The following is a 16675-nucleotide window of genomic DNA, read 5'->3' on the forward strand; positions in this document are numbered from 1 at the left end:
CGATCTCATACGTTGTCGTAGACGACTTCCAGCGACGGCCGTTTCAGCGCGCCCGTGGCGCACATGTCTTCCGGCAGGGCTGGCTGGAGCTTGTAATCGGCGCCTGTTTCGCTGGCGTCGAAGAGGCCGAGCAGGCCATCCTGGTCGAGCGGCTTCGGGAGGATCGGCGGCGCTTCGGCCAGATTGATCGAGAGCGCCTCGAAGAGGGGACCCCAATGGCTCTCATGCGTGCCGATGATCTGATAATTCGCGCTCTTGCGCCTGATGTCGTCGTCCTGCGGGATCGAGGCGAGCACCGGGATGCCAACGGCGTCCGCAAAGGCTTGGGCTTCACCCGTACCGTCATCCTTGTTGATGACGAGACCCGCGACGCCGACATTGCCGCCGAGATTGCGGAAGTATTTCACCGCAGAGCAGACATTGTTCGCGACATAGAGCGATTGCAGGTCGTTGGAGCCGACGACGACGACCTTCTGGCACATGTCGCGGGCGATCGGCAGGCCGAAGCCGCCGCAGACCACGTCGCCGAGGAAGTCGAGCAGGATGAAATCGAAGTCCCATTCATGGAAGCCGAGTTTTTCCAGGGTTTCGAAGCCATGGATGATGCCGCGTCCGCCGCAGCCGCGACCGACTTCCGGTCCGCCGAGCTCCATGGCAAAGACGCCGTCGCGCTTGAAGCAAACGTCGGAGATCGAGACTTCCTGACCAGCTTCCTTGCGGCGCGAGGCTGTCTGGATGATGGTCGGGCAGGCGCGCCCACCGAAAAGCAGCGAGGTCGTGTCGCTCTTCGGATCGCAGCCGATCAGCAAGACCTTCTTGCCGAGTTGCGCCAGCATGTAGGAGAGATTGGCGAGCGTGAAGCTCTTGCCGATGCCACCCTTGCCGTAGATCGCGATGATCTGCGTATCCTTGGTCACCTTGCCGGTCGCCGGGGCATCGGGTTCGATGGCGGCTTCGTCACGAAGGTTCTCCTGCAGGCGCTCCAGGCCGTCTTGTGCGAGGTCGAGGCTCATGCGGCATTCCTCCAGTCGATGATCATTTTCAGGCAGTCGGGGTCTTTGAATGCGGTCCGATAGGCCGAGGCCGCATTCGATGGGTCGGAATGGTGGGTAATCAGGCCGCCTAAGGAGAGGCGCCCGGAGTCGACAAGGGCGAGCACCGCCTGGACATCCGCCGGCGTAAACTCCGCGGAGATGGCGATGGAGGCTTCCTTCATGAAGGCCGCCGGAAAGGCGAAGTCGAGCCGTTCGCCATAAAAGCCGGCGAGCACGAGTTCTCCGCGCCGGTTGAGGCGCGCGATGGCCTTGTCGACAACGCTGGGATCGCCGCTTGCATCGATGATGGCGTCGTGACGCTGGTCGCCGGCGGCCTCTGGTGTCTCGACGACATATCCGGTCGCTCCATCGCGGCGGGCAAGGCGTGTCTCCCAGACGGTCGGCGCCGAATGCCCGGTTGCCATGACAATCCGGGCGATCAGGCGGCCGAGGACGCCATGGCCGATGACAAGTGTGGCTGGATGTGCCGACCGACAGACGGCGTGGTGTGCGGTTGCCGCCAGCGCAAGCAGGGCTGCCTCTTCCGCATTCTCAAATTGGGTCTTGACGGTGCGGGCACCGGGAACCACGAGCCTTGCGGCGCTGGCACCGAACAGTCCGGCAGCATCTTCATAACAATTGGCGCCCGGGACGAAGACCTGATCTCCGACGGAGCGGCCGGAGTCTGGCCCGGCCTCGACCACCGTGCCAACCGTCTCATAGCCTGGGACGAGTGGATAACGCATGCCCGGAAAGGCTGGCATGGTGCCGTCGTAGAGCAACTTCTCTGTGCCACTCGAAACGCCGCTGAAGCAGGACTCGACAACCACGTCCGACGCCTCGGGCGCACGGAGCGCCAATCGCCTGACGGCGAGTATTCCCGGTTTTTCAAAGACGATGGCTGAACTGCGCATTGTCGTGCCCTCCCCGGACACGGGATGCTTTCTGCTCCCAATTGTCATCTTAAGATTACGCATCAAAGTGTCAATCAAAATTTACACTTGGGGCTGTGAAGTTCACCAACAATCAGCGCTTGGCGATCACAAGGCCTGCCAGGAGGGGATTTGTTGTGGTGGCAACCTTCGCGCCGGCGAAGCCGCTACGGGCCAAGAGTGCGATAATTTCACTGGCGGTCCGGCAGCGGCCGGATCCCATGGCGGTGAAATAACTGGTGAAATAGATGGCTGCGAGGTTGGGGCCGTCCGTATTGCCGGCCATGGCTTCCGCGACCAGGAGATGGGTGCCGGGTGCGAGATGCCGGTGCAGGTTGGCAAGGATCTTCAGGACGCGGTCGTCATCGTGATCGCAGAGAATCCGGACCAGCGTCACGCAGTCCTGGTCGGCCGGAATGAGATCGCGCGTGAAATCACCGGGGTGCAGTCTACTGCGGGTCAAAAGACCGCGCTCCTGCAGGTGGCGGGTTGCAAGCTGTGTGACCGCGGGCAGATCGAACAGCGCGAGCCGTGTCGCGGGATGCCGCGCGCCAATGGCTGCGAGGAATGCGCCTTCGCCGCCGCCGACATCGAGTACGGATCGGTATTGGCCGAAGTCGTGGGATGCAAGGAGACAGTCGGCCAGCATCGCCTGGCTCTCGCGCATCAGCGCGGAGTAGGGTGCGGCCTCCTCGTTGCCGATGCTGGCGGGGTCGCTGCCCCTCACATAGGCCCAGTAGCGGCGGAGTTCGGTATCGCTGCGATCGCCGCGCCAAAAGGCGGGCGCATCAGCGAGATCGCGGTATAACATGTCATGATGCCGGATCATCTCCCGCAGACCGCGATCGGCGGCGAGCACCGTGCCGGCATCCGAGAGCAGCCAGAGATCAGGGGCGAGGCTGACGACGAGATCGAGCCGTCTTGCCTGCTCGAGCAGACGCCGCATGGCGTCCGACGGCATGCCGCAGCGGGCAGCAATTGCATTCGTGGACAATGCCTCGCCGTCCAGGGCCTCGAAGATCCCGACACCCACACAGGCAGACAGGATCTGGGTGTGGACGAAGCCTGTTGTCAGGCGAAACAGATGATTGGCCTTGCGGTTGGCGATCTGCCGCAGCAGCGGCATCCGCGAAACGAACGCGCGGAAGCGGGGCGAGGCTATCTGGCGGCTTCGCCAGAGACGAAAACCGATCGCCACCGACTGCAGGAGGCTTTGTCGATGGTCCGCTCGCGCCTCGCTGGTGCGGATCGGCGGGCTGGCATCGAAGCCTCTTCCGCCTCCGGTATCCATGGTCTTACGCCGCGCTGGTGGCGAGCGTTTTCGGCATCAGCCGTGTCGCTTCGTTACGGATCATCGCGCGGAAAGCTTCCGCACCGGGGCAGTCGGGCACGCTCTCGACGGCCTCGGTGACAAGACGCTTCAGGCGAACCAGCGCCGCTTCGAGGCCGATGCTGGCGACGATGTTCGGCTTGCCATTGCGGCTGTCCTGTCCGGCCGGCTTGCCGGCGTCGGACTGTCCCACCGCGTCATAGAGGTCGTCGGCCACCTGATAGGCAGCGCCGAGCGCGTCTGCGAGCACCAGCCATTCCCTCGGATTGCCGCCCGAGGCGATCGCGCCGGTCGACACGGCACCGCTGAACAGCGAGGCGGTCTTGGCGCGATGATAAGCGGTGATGTTGATTTCGGGTTCGCTTTCCCAGGCCTGGCCGGCCACGAGGCCATAGGGGCTGCCCACAGCATTAGCGATGGTGGCGATCATTGGTGCGGTCAGAAGCGGTGTCTGCTGTGTTTCCCGGGCGACCGTCTCGAAAGCTGCGATGATTAGGCCGTCGCCGACAAGAAGCGCGATCTCTTCACCGAATTGGGCATGTACGCTCGGCGCGCCTCGACGCGTCAGCGCATTGTCGAAGCATGGCATGTCATCATGCACGAGGGATGCGCAATGCAGGAGTTCGATGGCCACGGCAGCACTGTCGGCGGCATTCGGCTCACGGTCACCGCAGGCGGCCGCGACCGCAAGGCAGAGCCGAGGCCTGATACGCGCACCTCCGGGAAACACCGCATGCCGAAGGGCTTTCGCCAGGATGGGTGGGCATCCATTGGCGGTCGCATAACGCAGGGCGCGCTGCATGCCGGTTTCGATGCGCTCGGGGAAATCCATTGGGTTGACCTCCGGAGAATGCGCTGTTGTAAAATTTGCGCAACTCAATAATGTGTAAATCAAGATTGACACATTAAGTCCGTAAGTCAACTGGCCACAGGAGACGAAGGTGCCTGTTTCGACAGACGATACCGTGCTGGTGATCGGTGCCGGCATGGCGGGGCTCTCGGCTGCCATTCGATTGGCTGCGGCCGGATATCGCGTCGTTGTCTGCGAGGCGCAGGCCGAGGCCGGCGGCAAAATGCGTCGTGTCGAAGCGGCTGGCAGAGGCTTTGATGCGGGGCCGACGGTGCTGACGATGAAATGGGTCTTCGAGGCACTCTTTGCCGCTGCGGGACGCAGAATTGAAGACGAACTCAGCCTGGTCCCATCGAGCGTGATCGCGCGCCATTACTGGCGGGGCGGGGTCTGTCTTGATCTGCATGCAGACCATGACGAAACGATCAGGGCGATCGGAGACTTTGCCGGACGGCGCGAGGCAGAGGGATACCGGCGCTTCGCGGCCGACAGCCGGCGGACGTTTGAGGTGTTGAAAGACAGTTTCATCGACGCCACCAGACCCAATCCGGTTTCCCTGTCTCGTCGCATCGGGCTCGGTCGGCCGGCGGATCTGCTCGCGATCAAGCCGTTCTCGACGCTCTGGTCTGCGCTTGGCGGCTATTTTTCCGATGTGCGCCTTCGCCAGCTTTTCGGTCGTTACGCCACCTATTGCGGCTCTTCGCCCTTCCTGTCTCCGGCAACACTGATGCTGGTCGCGCATGTCGAGCAGGAGGGTGTCTGGACCGTCGAGGGCGGGATCAGGGCGCTTGCCATGCGTCTCGAAGCGCTGGCTGTCGAGCTCGGCGTCGAGTTTCGCTATGGCGATCCCGTCAGCGAGATCCTCATCGATCCCTCGCGTCGGGCCGTGTCCGGTGTGGTCACCCGAACTGGCCGACGGGTGGATGCCCGGCAGATCGTCTACAACGGAGATGTCGCCGCGCTGCCCCGGCTGATCGGCGCCTCGCCTCCGGACCCGGCTCGCAGTCGGGCACAACGGTCTCTGTCAGCCCTTGTGTCATGCAGCGTCGCCGAGCCTAAAGGTGTCGAGATTGCTCATCATACGGTGTTCTTTTCCGACGACTACGAGCGCGAGTTCGAGGCGATCTTTAAACGGCGCGAGGCACCTTCCGATCCGACCGTCTATCTCTGCGCTCAGGACCGCGATGCGACCGGTCGCCTAAAGGCCGGCGGTGTCGAGCCGGAGCGCATCTATGCCCTGATGAACCTCCCGGCGGATGGAGATCGTCACCGGTTCGATGAAAGCGAGGTCAATGCATGTCTGAAGAGCATGGAACGGCGACTGTCACTGAACGGTCTGACGCTCTCGAACCCACAGGCTACGGCGAACATCACGACTCCGGATCGCTTTGCGAGCCTCTATCCGGGAACGGGGGGAGCGCTATACGGGATGGCCTCGCACGGGTGGATGGCATCCTTCGCCCGGCCGGGATCGGAGGGGCCGCTGCCGGGGCTTTATCTGGCGGGGGGCAGCGTACATCCGGGGCCGGGGCTGCCGATGGCGGCGCTTTCCGGCAAGCTCGCGGCCGAACGGTTGATGGCGGACCGGCCTTTGACCAGGCGGTCGCACCTGGCGGCTATCACTGGTGGTATGCAGACGGAACGAGTGACTGCGGACAGTTCGCCTTCACGGTGATCGCCTTCATCGGCTCCGTGTTTTCGCCCTACTATCACTGGTCCGGCCGGCGTGATCCGGAAAACCATATTGCCTTCAATGTCGCGCTCTACGGGCCGCAGGGTCACGCCTGGGCGATGACCGAGCGTGGCAAGGCCCGGCTCAGTCGCGACAAGCACTCCCTGGCGATCGGCAAAAGTTCGTTCCGCTACGATGGTTCAGGCTTCGTGATCAGCTTCGACGAGATCTTCCTGCCCTGGCCCGGCCAGCGTTTGCTGCCAAAACGCATGCGGGGCGAAATCCGGCTAGTGCCGGATTTTCTTGGTGCGCGGGCCTATGGTCTCGATCGCGCCGGGTTTCATGCCTGGCAGCCAGTCGCCCCCAATGGGCGGGTCACCGTCGCCTGCGAGGCGCTGCCCGATGGTGGATGGACGGGGGCGGGCTATCACGACATGAACCATGGCGCCCGTCCGCTTGAGACGGATTTTTCCGGCTGGGACTGGGCCAGGGGCAATACGGGCGATGGCCGTACGGTGATCCTCTACGATTCCGTGCTTGCCGACGGGACGAACAGCCGCTTCGGCCTCGTCTGCGGTCGTGACGGTGCGGTGGCGGACTTCGATCCCCCGCCACGAAAACTGCTACAGCGCGGGTTCTGGGGCGTCGGCGGCGGTATCGCCTGCGACGGTGGCACAACTCCCGTCTTGAAAAACGCTCTCGAAGACACGCCGTTTTACCGGCGCTCGCTGGTCGAAACGGTGATTGCCGGGGATCCGGTCGAGATGATGCAGGAGACGCTCGATTGTCGCCGACTGGCAAATCCGGTCGTCAGGCTGATGCTTCCGTTTCGCATGCCGCGCCGCGCCTAGTCGGTTTTCGGCTCGTCCGTAAGAGGCTGGCTCGCTTGCCGCTCGCGGGCTTCCGCCTCGCGCTTCGCTTTTTTCAGATCGCGCATCTGCCAGACATAGAAGGCGATCGCCAGGCTGAAGACGAAGATGGCTTCGATGATGCCGAAATAATGCTCAAGCAAGGCTCGCCGCCTTTTCCCGCGCCGCGTCTCGGCGTCTCAGCGTCTCAATACGTGCGTCGGCATGAAGCCTCAGCAGAATGTCGGTTACCCGTCCCACGGCCGTCTCCCCATCAGATGCTGGCGTGTCGGGGCGTTGCGTCGGGGCACTCTCCCGCAAGATGCCGCTGAGTGTCACCAGCGATCGTGCGACAGGTTCCGTCCCGGCATGGAGATCGCGCACGGCCGTCGCCGTCCAGCGGCTATCGTCGGAGCGTGCCTTGATCAGGAGGCCAAGCTTGGTGCTGAGTCCCGTTGTCGCGCGATGGTTGACGCTGTCATAGCCATTGGCTGCAATGGCCTGGCCGATCGCCTCATAAACCAAGGCGGCAGTGCGGATCGCATGACGACAGGATTTCGGCAGGCTGCGGATGCCGGCATGGCCGAGCCGGTAGTGGCGGGCAGCCTCGTCGAGCAGCCGCCTTACCACCAGACCGAGCGCGGGGGTGAATTGCGGATTATGCAGGAAGGCCGCGACGTCGACACCCTGTTCTTCCAGCCAGTCGAGCGGCAGATAGAGCCTGCCGTTTCGGGCGTCTTCCCCGACATCGCGGGCGATGTTGGTCAGTTGCATAGCGATCCCGAGGTCGGCCGCGCGGGAAAGCGCAGCCCTGTCGCTGACGCCCATCACCGATGCCATCATCAGCCCGACGCTTGCAGCAACACAGGTCGCATAGGCTTTCACGTCGTCGATGGTCGCGTGGCGCCGCCCGTCCAGATCCATGGCAAAGCCGTCGAGCAGGGCTTCGACCACCGGCTTGGCAATGGCATGGTCGTGCACCACCCGTGCGAAGGCGCGGTCGCAGGCAAAGGGTGCCGGTGCCCCGGCATAGATCAGGTCCAGCCGCTCGCGCAGGCGCTGGAGGGCTGGCATGCCGCTGCGTGGATCATCTATCAGGTCGTCGGAATGCCGACAGAAGGCATAGAGCGCGCGCGCGGCCTCGCGAGTCGGTCCCGGCAAAAGCAGAGAGGCGAGGTGAAAGGATTTCGACCCCCGACGAATGGCGGCCGAACAGGCTCTTTGATCCTCGAAGTCTCCGGAAAAGCCATAGTTCAAGAGGATTGGCCGACGGATCGTCGGACGGGCCAGATAGGCTTCGGAGTGGGACGGGTGTGTGTCTGTCATTGTGCAGATCCTCTTCCGCGACCTTCCCAAGTGCCGGCTGGTAGGGTTGCCGGATCCGGCACCAGATCGGCGACGATGCGCGCCGACGACACGACGCCGGGCAGGCCTGCACCGGGATGCGTGCCGGCACCGCAAAGGAAGAGATTGTCGAGTTCCTCGCTTCTGTTGTGCGGTCGGAACCAGGCGCTCTGGAGGAGCTTGGGTTCGAGTGCAAAGGCGGCCCCCTGCCACGAAAGAAGTCTGTCCCGGAAGTCGAGCGGGGTCGCAATTCGCGAGGAGACGATGCTCTCTGAAAGACCGGGCAGCAGGGTTTCCTCGAGCCGTTTTTCGATCTTGTGCCGGTAGATTTCTGCTGCCTCGTTCCAGTCGGTCCCGCTTTCGAGGTTTGGCACCGGGCTCAAGACGTAGAAGGTATCGCCGCCGGGCGGAGCCAGCGAGGGATCGCTGGCCGTCGGTCGATGCAGGTAGAGGCTGAAATCGTCTGCGAGGCGGTGGTTCCGGAAGATGTCGTCGAGAAGTCCTCGATAACGCGGGCCGAAGAGCATCGTGTGATGCAGGACATCGTCATAGCGGCGGTTCGTGCCGAAGTACCAGACGAAGAGGCTCATCGAATAGTCGCCACGTTTAAGCTTGGCATCGGTCCAGCGTTTCCGGGGATGGTGCTTCAGGAGCTTGCCATAGGTGGTGGCGGGATCGGCGTTCGAAACGATGATATCGGCAGCGATCCGCTCGCCGGAGGCCAGCCGCACGGCCGTTGCCCGACGTCCCTCCGTCTCGATGTCAGTGACCGTCTCGTTCAGCCGGATGCGTCCGCCGTTGCGGGTGACAAGCGAGGCGATGCCGCGCACCAGCGCGTTCGTGCCGCCGATTGCATGGTGCACGCCGTATTTGCCCTCGAGATGGGCGATCAGGCAGTAGAAAGAGGTGGCCGAGAAGGGGTTACCGCCGATCAGCAGCGGATGGAAGGAGAAGAGGGTGCGCAGCTTGTCGCTCTTGAAATGCTTCGAGACGACCGAATAGACGGAGCGATAGCCGCCCAGGCGCACCAGACCGGCAAGCGTCTTTGCCGTGAACAGCAGGCTGTGGAAGGGTTTGTGCGCCAGTTGCTCGAAGGCGACTTCATAGATCCGCCGGCTCTCGTCGAGAAAGCTGCGATAACCAGCGACATCCCTGGGTTCGATCCTCGCGATCTGTGCTTCCATCGCCGCGCGGTCGCCGGAATAGTCGAAGACCGTACCGTCGTCGAAGCGCACCCGGTAAAAGGGGGTGTTTGGCCGGAGTTCGACATCGTCACTCAGGCGACCGCCGCAGTCATGCCACAGCTTTTCGAAAAGCCAGGGGGCGGTGATGATGGTCGGCCCGGCGTCGAAGGTGAAACCGTCCTGGCGATGGGCATAGGCCCGTCCACCGGGTTCGTCCAGCGGATCTATGATCGTGACACGATAACCTTTGGCGCCGAGCAGGGCACCGGTCGCGAGACCTCCCACGCCAGCACCGATCACGATCGCATGCGGTCTGTTGTCGATGGGTTTGGGCTTGTGTCTGGGAAAGCGGCCGGCGACATTCATGCTGCATCCGCTCCGTTCGGTCGCTGGTTTCCAATGGCCTCGTCCAGCCACCGCACGACGTCGGCGGGCCGGCATTCATGCAGAAGGTGTCCTCCCGTGTCGGTCAGCACGAGCCGGCTCCCAGGAGCCTGTCGCGCTGCGTGACTGGAGTTTTCGATCGGTACCATGGGGTCGTCCTTGGCGGCAATCAGCGTCATTGGGAAGGGCAGGCGCTGCAAGGTGGCGTCGAAACGGGACAGGTCCCAGGCGGCCATCATGCCGAGCGCGCCTCGAACATGGGCGGGGGAGGCCAGCAGCATGCGGTAGAGTGCGCGCCCTTCCTCATCGATCGGTGAGCCGGTGGCGGTCAGCAGATTGCCGCCGAGCGGCGTCACCCGTGACATCAGGGAAAACATCGAGGCGGAAAAGGGGTTGGCGAAGAGCGCCTTGGCCAGCGGCGAAAACAGTGCGTTGCCACGTATCGGCAGGTAGGCGCCGTTGATGCCGATGACATGGCGCGGTACGGCGGAGGCCTTGCTGGCCGCCAGTGTGACGGCGATGGCCGCACCGGCCGAATGTCCGAGAATGACGGCTGGGCAGCGATCCAGTCGAGAGACCAGTTCCGTCAATGCCCGCACCATCCCGGGAAGTGAGAGGTCTGTTGGTCCGCGCGGACGGGTGAAGCCGTGGCCGGGAAGGTCGGGCGCCACGACGCGAAAGCGCGCGCTGAGTAGCGGCAACAGATGCCGCCAGGAATGGGAGGATGCACCCGTCCCGTGCAGCAGCAGGATCATCGGTGCGGTGTCCGGCCCCGCAATCTGCACATGCCAGTCACAGGCATTGGTCTTCACGAACTGGCTTGCGCTGCGGTTCGGCCAGTTGCGGCCGTCCGTTTCCCAGTTCAGTCGATCGCGCCCGAGTGTCATACACGCGCCTCCTGCATCGAACGGTCCACGAGCTGCGACACATGACCGGCATCGGCTTTTCGCAAGATGTGCAAGTCGGCGCCGAGCATGCTCGCAAGAGTGGTCACGCTTTCGCGCGGGCGGCGTGCAATATCGATGCAGATTGTCTTCAAGTCCCTGGATTTGCAGTTTCGGGCAAGACGCGAGAGTTCTTCGGCGGCCAGGGCCCGATCAGGGGTGCCATCGAGGGCGATGTTGCCGCTCCCATCGGTCAGCAGGACAAGCACAGGGCTGCTGCCGCGTCGCTCGACGGAGAGCGCGAGCTCGAGGCCGGCTTTAAGCCCCGCGGCAAGTGGCGTTGGCCCGCCGCCGGGAAGAGCAGCGAGTTGGCGTTTCGCGGCGGTGAGCGACCGGGTCGGTGGCAGAAGCAGCTCGGCGCTTGTGCCCCTGAAGGCGATCAAGGCCACTTCGTCGCGGCGGACATAACATCGCGCCAGCAGCTGTTCGATCGCGCCCTTGGTTTCGCCTAGGCGCTCCAGTGCGGTGGAACCCGAGGCGTCGACGACAAAGATTGCCGTCGAGGGGGCTGCATGGCGCAAACGCAGATACCGGAAGTCATCGCGGCTGACATAGGCGCGCGGCGCCGTGGCTCCTGACGATGGACGAGGGTTCGCCACACTCAGAGCCTGACGTTGGGCCGCGCGGATACGCTGAAAGGGCGCTGCTGCGCGCAGGGTCGCGATGATGTCGGGCCGGGCCTCCGGATGGGGCGGCGCTAGCCCAATGCCGAAAGGCCGACCCCGCCGGGTATTCTTGTGCAGGTCACCCGACTTACCCGACCCGCCCGCATTGCGGCTTGGACGCTGGGCGATGGTGAGCCAGGGATCTGCCGAGAGCGCACCTGCCTTGATGGCCGCCAGCATTTCCGTCAGCGCGTCGAGCTGTGTCGGCTTGTCGGAATTGCTGTCTTGATCCTGATCGGCCGGGTCCGTGGGAGCCGAGGGGGCAACCGGTTCTTCGAGCTGTCCGGGAGTAGCATCTGTCGATTGATCGTCCGGCTGCTCGGCTGGCGCTTCAGCCTGAGGCGCCAGTCGCAGACCGAGGCACAGGCGAAGGGTTGTCAGCGCGTCGCGCTCCTCAACTGCCGTACGGTCCTCGCGACACGCCAGAAGTCGTGCCGTGCGTGCGAGATGCGCCAATATGCGGGTCGAGCTATGGCCTGATATCGCCGAGATGGTGGCGAGGCCCTTCAGCAGCCGATCGTCGATCGTGACATCCTGCCAGGTGGCGACCGGGGTCCGCAACCGGGCTGGCTCTGTCTCTGGGCTGCTCACATGATGCCAGCCGATGCCGTCGAGATCGATGCGCAGCGCGAGGCGATCGGCAAGTCCGCCGGAAAGCGGGGCTTCATCATCAAGGGATTCATCGAGGGCGACCAGCAGAAAGCTGCTCTCTGCAGGTTGATCCATCGCGCGGGCGACCATGGCTGCGAGCGATGGGTCGAGGCGCTCTGCCATGGGAACCATCAGTCCGCCGCCTTCGGCCCGAGCCAGAAGCCCCTGTTGCCGGACGAGGCTTCCTGTCGCAGCGGTTGCCGCGAGGTCGACGCCGCCTGAGAGGTTGGCCGCAGATGTACCGGGTGGCAGGCGGACAAATCCGATATTGAGGCGTTCCTGCAGGAGGGAAATGACGTGATCGCGTACGCCACCCGACCGGGCCCTGAGCCAGACGCCGCCGAGGCTTGAGCCTCCCAGGCCAAGTAGCTCGATCGCCAGCTGCGCATCCGCCCAGAGTTCCGCGCCCCTGTCATCAAGGGCTTTCTCATAGGCGTCGTGGGGGCCGAGTTCAGCCATGGGCGTGACGGTCTTTGCCGGTGTCGTCGATCGACGCCAGGGCGCGCTCGATGCGGGGTGCAGAACCGGCATCGTCGAGCGGGTCACGGCGCAGACGGTGGCAAAGCACCATGGGTGCGATATCGGCTACATCATCCCATGTGACCTGAAGACGCGCGGAGAGCGCTGCGGCAGCCCGGCTGGCGCGCATCAGGGTCAGCTCGCCGCGCATGCCGTCGATCCCGAGACGCAAACAGAGTTGCGACATGCGCCTGACCACATGATCAGGGATCTCCACCTGACGGAGAATTTTTCGCGCGGCGATCACGCGGCGACCGACTGCGGCGTCGCGCTTGGCCCAGAGCTTAACGAAACCGCGCGGGTCCGTCTCGTAGGTGTCACGGCGACGGATCACCTCGATGCGTTGGTCGAGATCGTCGATGGTGCGGACGTCGACGGAAAGACCGAAGCGATCGAGCAATTGCGGTCTGAGATCTCCTTCTTCCGGATTGCCGCTGCCGACGAGGACGAAACGGGCGGCGTGGCGGATGCTCAGGCCTTCGCGCTCGACGACATTGACGCCAGAGGCTGCCGCATCGAGGAGGAGGTCGACCAGATGGTCCTCCAGCAGGTTTATCTCATCGATGTAGAGGAAGCCGCGGTTGGCGGCGGCCAGGAGCCCGGGCTCGAAGTGCTTCTCCCCGGCGACCAGGGCCTTTTCAATGTCGAGCGAGCCGCAGACCCGATCTTCCGTCGCGCCCAGAGGAAGATCGATCATTGGTGCGCGATGCTTCACTATAGCAGGTGGCTTCAGGCCGCTTGGGGGATTGCAGACGGTGCAGGCGGATTGCGGCTCTGCCGGGAGGCAGTTGTAGCGGCAACCGTCGCGCGTTTCGATCGGTGGCAGCAGCTCCGTCAGGGCGCGGACTGCCGTGGATTTTCCCGTGCCGCGATCGCCGAAGATCAGCACGCCGCCGAGCAGAGGCTCGACGGCCGCCATCAAGAGGGCCTTCTTCATGTCCTCCTGGGCGACGATGGCGGCGAATGGGAATGGTTGGGCCATGGGTCCCGCCTCAGCTTGAGTGTAAAATTTAGTTTACACTTTTTAATGTCGCTTTGAAGGGGGTGTGCTGAGAATCTTCTGTCCAAATAAAAATGGCCGCGCTTGCCGCGCGGCCATATGTCCTCAGGTCAGTCCTTTCAGGTGCGTAGCACCCGGTAGATTGCGGGGATCACCAGGACCGTCAGCAGGGTCGACGAGATCAGGCCGAAGAGCAGCGAGATCGCCAGCCCCTGGAAGATCGGGTCGGTCAGGATGACGGCTGCACCGATGATCGCCGCAAGCGCCGTCAGGAGTATCGGCTTGAAGCGGATCGAACCGGCTTCGATCAGGACATCGGTCAGTGTTTTCCCGGTGTGATCGGCGTGGCGGATGAAATCCACCAGCAGGATCGAGTTGCGCACGATGATGCCGGCGAGCGCGATGAAGCCGATCATCGAGGTCGCTGAGAATGGTGCACCGAAGAGCCAGTGGCCGCCGAGGATGCCGATGAAGGTCAGCGGCACCGGCGTCAGGATGACCAGCGGCACCTTGAACGAACCGAACTGGGCGACGACGAGGATATAGATGCCGAGGAGCGCAATCATGAAGGCGGCGCCCATGTCGCGGAAGGTCACCCAGGTGACTTCCCATTCGCCATCCCAGAGAAGCGTTGCCTGATCTTCGTTGGTCGGCTGGCCGTTGAGGGAGATCACCGGCTTGGGAAGTCCCGTCCAGTCCTGCGCGTCGATCGCTTCCTGCACGGCGAGCATGCCGTAGAGGGGGGCCTCGAAGTCGCCGGCGAGTTCCGCCGTCACCATCTCGGCATTGATGCCGTTGTGACGGAAGATCGGCAGCGTGGTCTTTTCGTCGATGACGCGCACGACGTCGCCGAGTTCGACGACACCCTTGTCGCCGGGCAGGACATTGGCCGGCATCGGCGTCGAGAGGAAACGCTCGTCGATCACCTTCTCACTCTTGGCGCGTTCCAGCCGGATCGGGATCGGCGGACGGCCTTCGCCGCGATGCGAGTAGCCGATGGTCTTGCCGTTCGCGAGGATCGCGATGGTGTCGAAGACATCGCCTTCCTCGACACGGTAGAATTCCGCGTCGTCGGTCGAGATGACCAGCCGCTTGCGCGGTGCTTCCACGCCATAGGAGTTGTCGACGTCGACGATGAAGGGCACCGAGCGGAAGGCTGCCTCGACCTTTTCGGCCACGGCGCGGCGGATCTCAGGCGTTGGGCCATAGATCTCGGCGAGCAGGGTTGCCATGACCGGCGGTCCCGGCGGTGGCTCGACGACCTTGAGGCTGGTGCCCTCGGGCATGGCAATGCCCGAAATCTTCCGGCGGATATCAAGCGCAATGTCATGGCTCGTGCGATCACGCTCCGCCTTGGGCGTCAGGTTGATGGCCACGTCACCCTGATAGGAAGCGGCGCGCATATAGGCGTGGCGGACAAGACCGTTGAAGTTGAAGGGGGCTGCTGTTCCGGCATGCGTTTGGACGGAGACCACTTCCGGCATATCGAGCACGGTGCGCCCCACGGCCTGGGCTACGGCATCGGTCGCCTCGACGGATGAGCCTTCCGGCAGATCGATGGTGACCTGCAGCTCCGACTTGTTGTCGAAGGGAAGCAGCTTCACCGTGACATGCTTGGTGTAGAAGAGGCTCAGCGATCCGAGTGTCAGTACGCCGACGAGGATCAGGAAGACCCAGCTGCGGGTCTTTGTTGCAAGGATGGGGCGGGCGGTTGCCGCGTACATCCGGCCCAGTATGCCGCCGGTCTCGTGATCGGCATGGGCGTGCACGGGTGCGTTGCCGGCGACCTTCAGCATCAGCCAGGGAGTGACCATGACGGCGACGAAGAAGGAGAAGATCATCGCGGCCGAGGCGTTGGCCGGGATCGGGCTCATATAGGGGCCCATCATTCCGGAGACGAAGAGCATCGGCAGGAGGGCGGCGACGACGGTCAGTGTCGCGACGATCGTCGGATTGCCGACCTCGGCAACCGCTTCGATGGCGCTGCGCTGGCGCGAGCGCTTGTCGCCCATGCCCCAGTGGCGGGCGATATTCTCGATGACGACGATGGCGTCGTCGACGAGAATGCCGATCGAGAAGATGAGCGCGAAGAGCGACACCCGATTTAGCGTGTAGCCCATCAGCCAGGAAGCGAAGAGGGTGAGCAGGATCGTCACGGGAATGACGATCGCCACGACCAGCGCTTCGCGTCTGCCGATCGCCAGCCAGACCAGCGCGATGATCGAAACGGTCGCGAGGCCCAAGTGATAGAGGAGCTCGTTCGCCTTTTCATTCGCGGTTTCGCCGTAGTCACGGGTGACCTCGACACGGATGTCCTCTGGGATCAGCTTGCCTTCCAGGGCTTCGACGCGCTCGAGGATCGCCTCGGCGACCACGACCGCGTTGGAGCCGGCGCGCTTGGCGATGGCAAGTGTGACAGAGGGCACGCGTTCGACGGTATCGCCGTCCTTGCGCAGGGTGGAAACGAGGGCTTCGCTGGTGTCTGTGGCAAAGTCGATGGTCGCGACATCGCGGACATAGACCGGCCTGCCATCGCGGGCCGTCAGCAGGAGATTGCCGATCTCGGCCGGGGAAGCGAGGGTTTCGCCGGCGATTACATCGATCTGACGACCGTTTTCGCGGACCTGAGAGGCCGGCATCGCCGTATTGGCGCCACCGACCTTGCCGGCAAGCTGCTGCAGCGTGATGCCGTAAAGGGCGAGCTTTTCCGGCTGTGGCGAGATGCGGATGATCTCGTTGGTTTCGCCGACGACATAGGTGAGGCCAACATTATCGACCTTGGCGACCTCGTTGCGGACTTCGCGGACGATGCGGGTCAGGTCGTTTGCGCCCACATGGCCGCTCGCGTCTTTCGTCGGGGAGAAAGTGAGGGTGACGATCGCAACGTCATCGATGCCACGGCCGACCACCTTGGGCTCGGCGATGCCGACGGGGATGCGGTCGATGTTGGCGCGCACCTTGTCGTGGACGCGCAGCACCGCGGCATCCGCGGAGGTGCCGACCAGGAAGCGGGCGGTGACCATGACCATGTTGTCCATGGACTGGGAGTAGATGTGCTCGACGCCGTTGATGCTCTTGACGATGGTTTCCAGCGGCTCGGTGATCAGCTTCTGCGCATCGTCGGCGCGCAGGCCCGGGGCCTGGACGATGATGTCGACCATGGGCACGGAGATCTGTGGCTCTTCCTCACGCGGGAGCGAGAGCAGGGCCACAAGACCGAAGGCGAAGGCGGCGATCAGGAAGAGTGGTGTTAGCGGCGACTTGATGAAGGCGCGTGTCAAATGACCGGCAATGCCCAGATTGGTCATTGGCGTGTCG

13 protein-coding genes are annotated in these 16675 nt (G+C 63.7%); 2 read left to right on the forward strand and 11 right to left on the reverse strand.

The genetic code is table 11. From position 1 onward, the window contains the following. Nucleotides 1-5: 5 nt before the first annotated feature. The 4 genes from BSY240_RS18120 to BSY240_RS18135 form a co-directional block, all read right to left on the reverse strand. Nucleotides 6-1013, reverse strand: a complete 1008-nt coding sequence (locus BSY240_RS18120; RefSeq protein WP_069043238.1) for a chlorophyllide a reductase iron protein subunit X — start codon at nt 1011-1013, stop codon at nt 6-8. Next, nucleotides 1010-1948 carry a chlorophyll synthesis pathway protein BchC gene (gene bchC / locus BSY240_RS18125; protein WP_069043239.1) on the reverse strand — a complete coding sequence of 313 codons (939 nt, stop codon included), beginning with the start codon at nt 1946-1948 and terminating at the stop codon, nt 1010-1012. The genes BSY240_RS18120 and bchC overlap by 4 nt, the downstream gene beginning before the upstream one ends. A gap of 112 nt (nt 1949-2060) precedes the next feature. After that, a complete protein-coding gene (locus tag BSY240_RS18130) occupies nt 2061-3257 on the reverse strand; it encodes a methyltransferase (RefSeq protein WP_083229671.1) in 1197 nt (398 codons plus the stop codon). A gap of 4 nt (nt 3258-3261) precedes the next feature. Next, the gene (locus BSY240_RS18135) at nt 3262-4128 is read right to left on the reverse strand and encodes a polyprenyl synthetase family protein (protein WP_054147823.1); all 867 of its coding nucleotides are present in this window, start codon (nt 4126-4128) and stop codon (nt 3262-3264) included. Nucleotides 4129-4237: 109 nt separating this feature from the next. On the opposite strand from BSY240_RS18135, the gene crtD reads away from it, so the two are divergent. Then, on the forward strand, nt 4238-5821 hold the full coding sequence (gene crtD / locus BSY240_RS18140; RefSeq protein ID WP_083229672.1) for a 1-hydroxycarotenoid 3,4-desaturase CrtD: 1584 nt from the start codon (nt 4238-4240) through the stop codon (nt 5819-5821). Continuing rightward, on the forward strand, nt 5818-6669 hold the full coding sequence (locus BSY240_RS18145) for a hydroxyneurosporene synthase (RefSeq protein ID WP_069043240.1): 852 nt from the start codon (nt 5818-5820) through the stop codon (nt 6667-6669). Before crtD ends, BSY240_RS18145 begins: the two co-directional genes overlap by 4 nt. Here the strand turns inward: BSY240_RS18145 and BSY240_RS24215 are convergent. The 7 genes from BSY240_RS24215 to BSY240_RS18175 all read right to left on the reverse strand — a co-directional run bounded on the left by BSY240_RS24215 (nt 6666) and on the right by BSY240_RS18175 (nt 16665). After that, the gene (locus BSY240_RS24215) at nt 6666-6830 is read right to left on the reverse strand and encodes a hypothetical protein (protein WP_153762894.1); all 165 of its coding nucleotides are present in this window, start codon (nt 6828-6830) and stop codon (nt 6666-6668) included. The two genes, BSY240_RS18145 and BSY240_RS24215, sit on opposite strands and share 4 nt — an antisense overlap. After that, nucleotides 6823-7992: a phytoene/squalene synthase family protein gene (locus BSY240_RS18150; protein WP_069043241.1), complete on the reverse strand. Its 1170-nt coding sequence runs from the start codon at nt 7990-7992 to the stop codon at nt 6823-6825. Before BSY240_RS18150 ends, BSY240_RS24215 begins: the two co-directional genes overlap by 8 nt. Further along, the gene (locus BSY240_RS18155; protein ID WP_069043242.1) at nt 7989-9560 is read right to left on the reverse strand and encodes a phytoene desaturase; all 1572 of its coding nucleotides are present in this window, start codon (nt 9558-9560) and stop codon (nt 7989-7991) included. Before BSY240_RS18155 ends, BSY240_RS18150 begins: the two co-directional genes overlap by 4 nt. After that, the gene (gene bchO, locus BSY240_RS18160) at nt 9557-10465 is read right to left on the reverse strand and encodes an alpha/beta fold hydrolase BchO (protein ID WP_069043243.1); all 909 of its coding nucleotides are present in this window, start codon (nt 10463-10465) and stop codon (nt 9557-9559) included. Before bchO ends, BSY240_RS18155 begins: the two co-directional genes overlap by 4 nt. Next, the gene (locus BSY240_RS18165) at nt 10462-12297 is read right to left on the reverse strand and encodes a VWA domain-containing protein (RefSeq protein WP_069043244.1); all 1836 of its coding nucleotides are present in this window, start codon (nt 12295-12297) and stop codon (nt 10462-10464) included. Before BSY240_RS18165 ends, bchO begins: the two co-directional genes overlap by 4 nt. Then, complete coding sequence (bchI, locus tag BSY240_RS18170; RefSeq protein ID WP_069043245.1) at nt 12290-13339, reverse strand: magnesium chelatase ATPase subunit I; 1050 nt, start codon at nt 13337-13339, stop codon at nt 12290-12292. The genes BSY240_RS18165 and bchI overlap by 8 nt, the downstream gene beginning before the upstream one ends. Before the next feature lie 137 nt (nt 13340-13476). Then, nucleotides 13477-16665, reverse strand: a complete 3189-nt coding sequence (locus BSY240_RS18175) for an efflux RND transporter permease subunit (protein ID WP_069043246.1) — start codon at nt 16663-16665, stop codon at nt 13477-13479. Between the last annotated feature and the right edge of the window lie 10 nt (nt 16666-16675).

This window comes from Agrobacterium sp. RAC06 (assembly GCF_001713475.1).
Lineage (GTDB): Bacteria > Pseudomonadota > Alphaproteobacteria > Rhizobiales > Rhizobiaceae > Allorhizobium.

What these genes read in the sequence shown, in the direction of transcription:
- BSY240_RS18120 (WP_069043238.1), bottom strand. Translation starts at nt 1,013, where the DNA reads ATGAGCCTCGACCTCGCACAAGACGGCCTGGAGCGCCTGCAGGAGAAC.
- bchC (WP_069043239.1), bottom strand. Translation starts at nt 1,948, where the DNA reads ATGCGCAGTTCAGCCATCGTCTTTGAAAAACCGGGAATACTCGCCGTC.
- BSY240_RS18130 (WP_083229671.1), bottom strand. Translation starts at nt 3,257, where the DNA reads ATGGATACCGGAGGCGGAAGAGGCTTCGATGCCAGCCCGCCGATCCGC.
- BSY240_RS18135 (WP_054147823.1), bottom strand. Translation starts at nt 4,128, where the DNA reads ATGGATTTCCCCGAGCGCATCGAAACCGGCATGCAGCGCGCCCTGCGT.
- BSY240_RS18150 (WP_069043241.1), bottom strand. Translation starts at nt 7,992, where the DNA reads ATGACAGACACACACCCGTCCCACTCCGAAGCCTATCTGGCCCGTCCG.
- BSY240_RS18155 (WP_069043242.1), bottom strand. Translation starts at nt 9,560, where the DNA reads ATGAATGTCGCCGGCCGCTTTCCCAGACACAAGCCCAAACCCATCGAC.
- bchO (WP_069043243.1), bottom strand. Translation starts at nt 10,465, where the DNA reads ATGACACTCGGGCGCGATCGACTGAACTGGGAAACGGACGGCCGCAAC.
- BSY240_RS18165 (WP_069043244.1), bottom strand. Translation starts at nt 12,297, where the DNA reads ATGGCTGAACTCGGCCCCCACGACGCCTATGAGAAAGCCCTTGATGAC.
- bchI (WP_069043245.1), bottom strand. Translation starts at nt 13,339, where the DNA reads ATGGCCCAACCATTCCCATTCGCCGCCATCGTCGCCCAGGAGGACATG.
- BSY240_RS18175 (WP_069043246.1), bottom strand. Translation starts at nt 16,665, where the DNA reads ATGACCAATCTGGGCATTGCCGGTCATTTGACACGCGCCTTCATCAAG.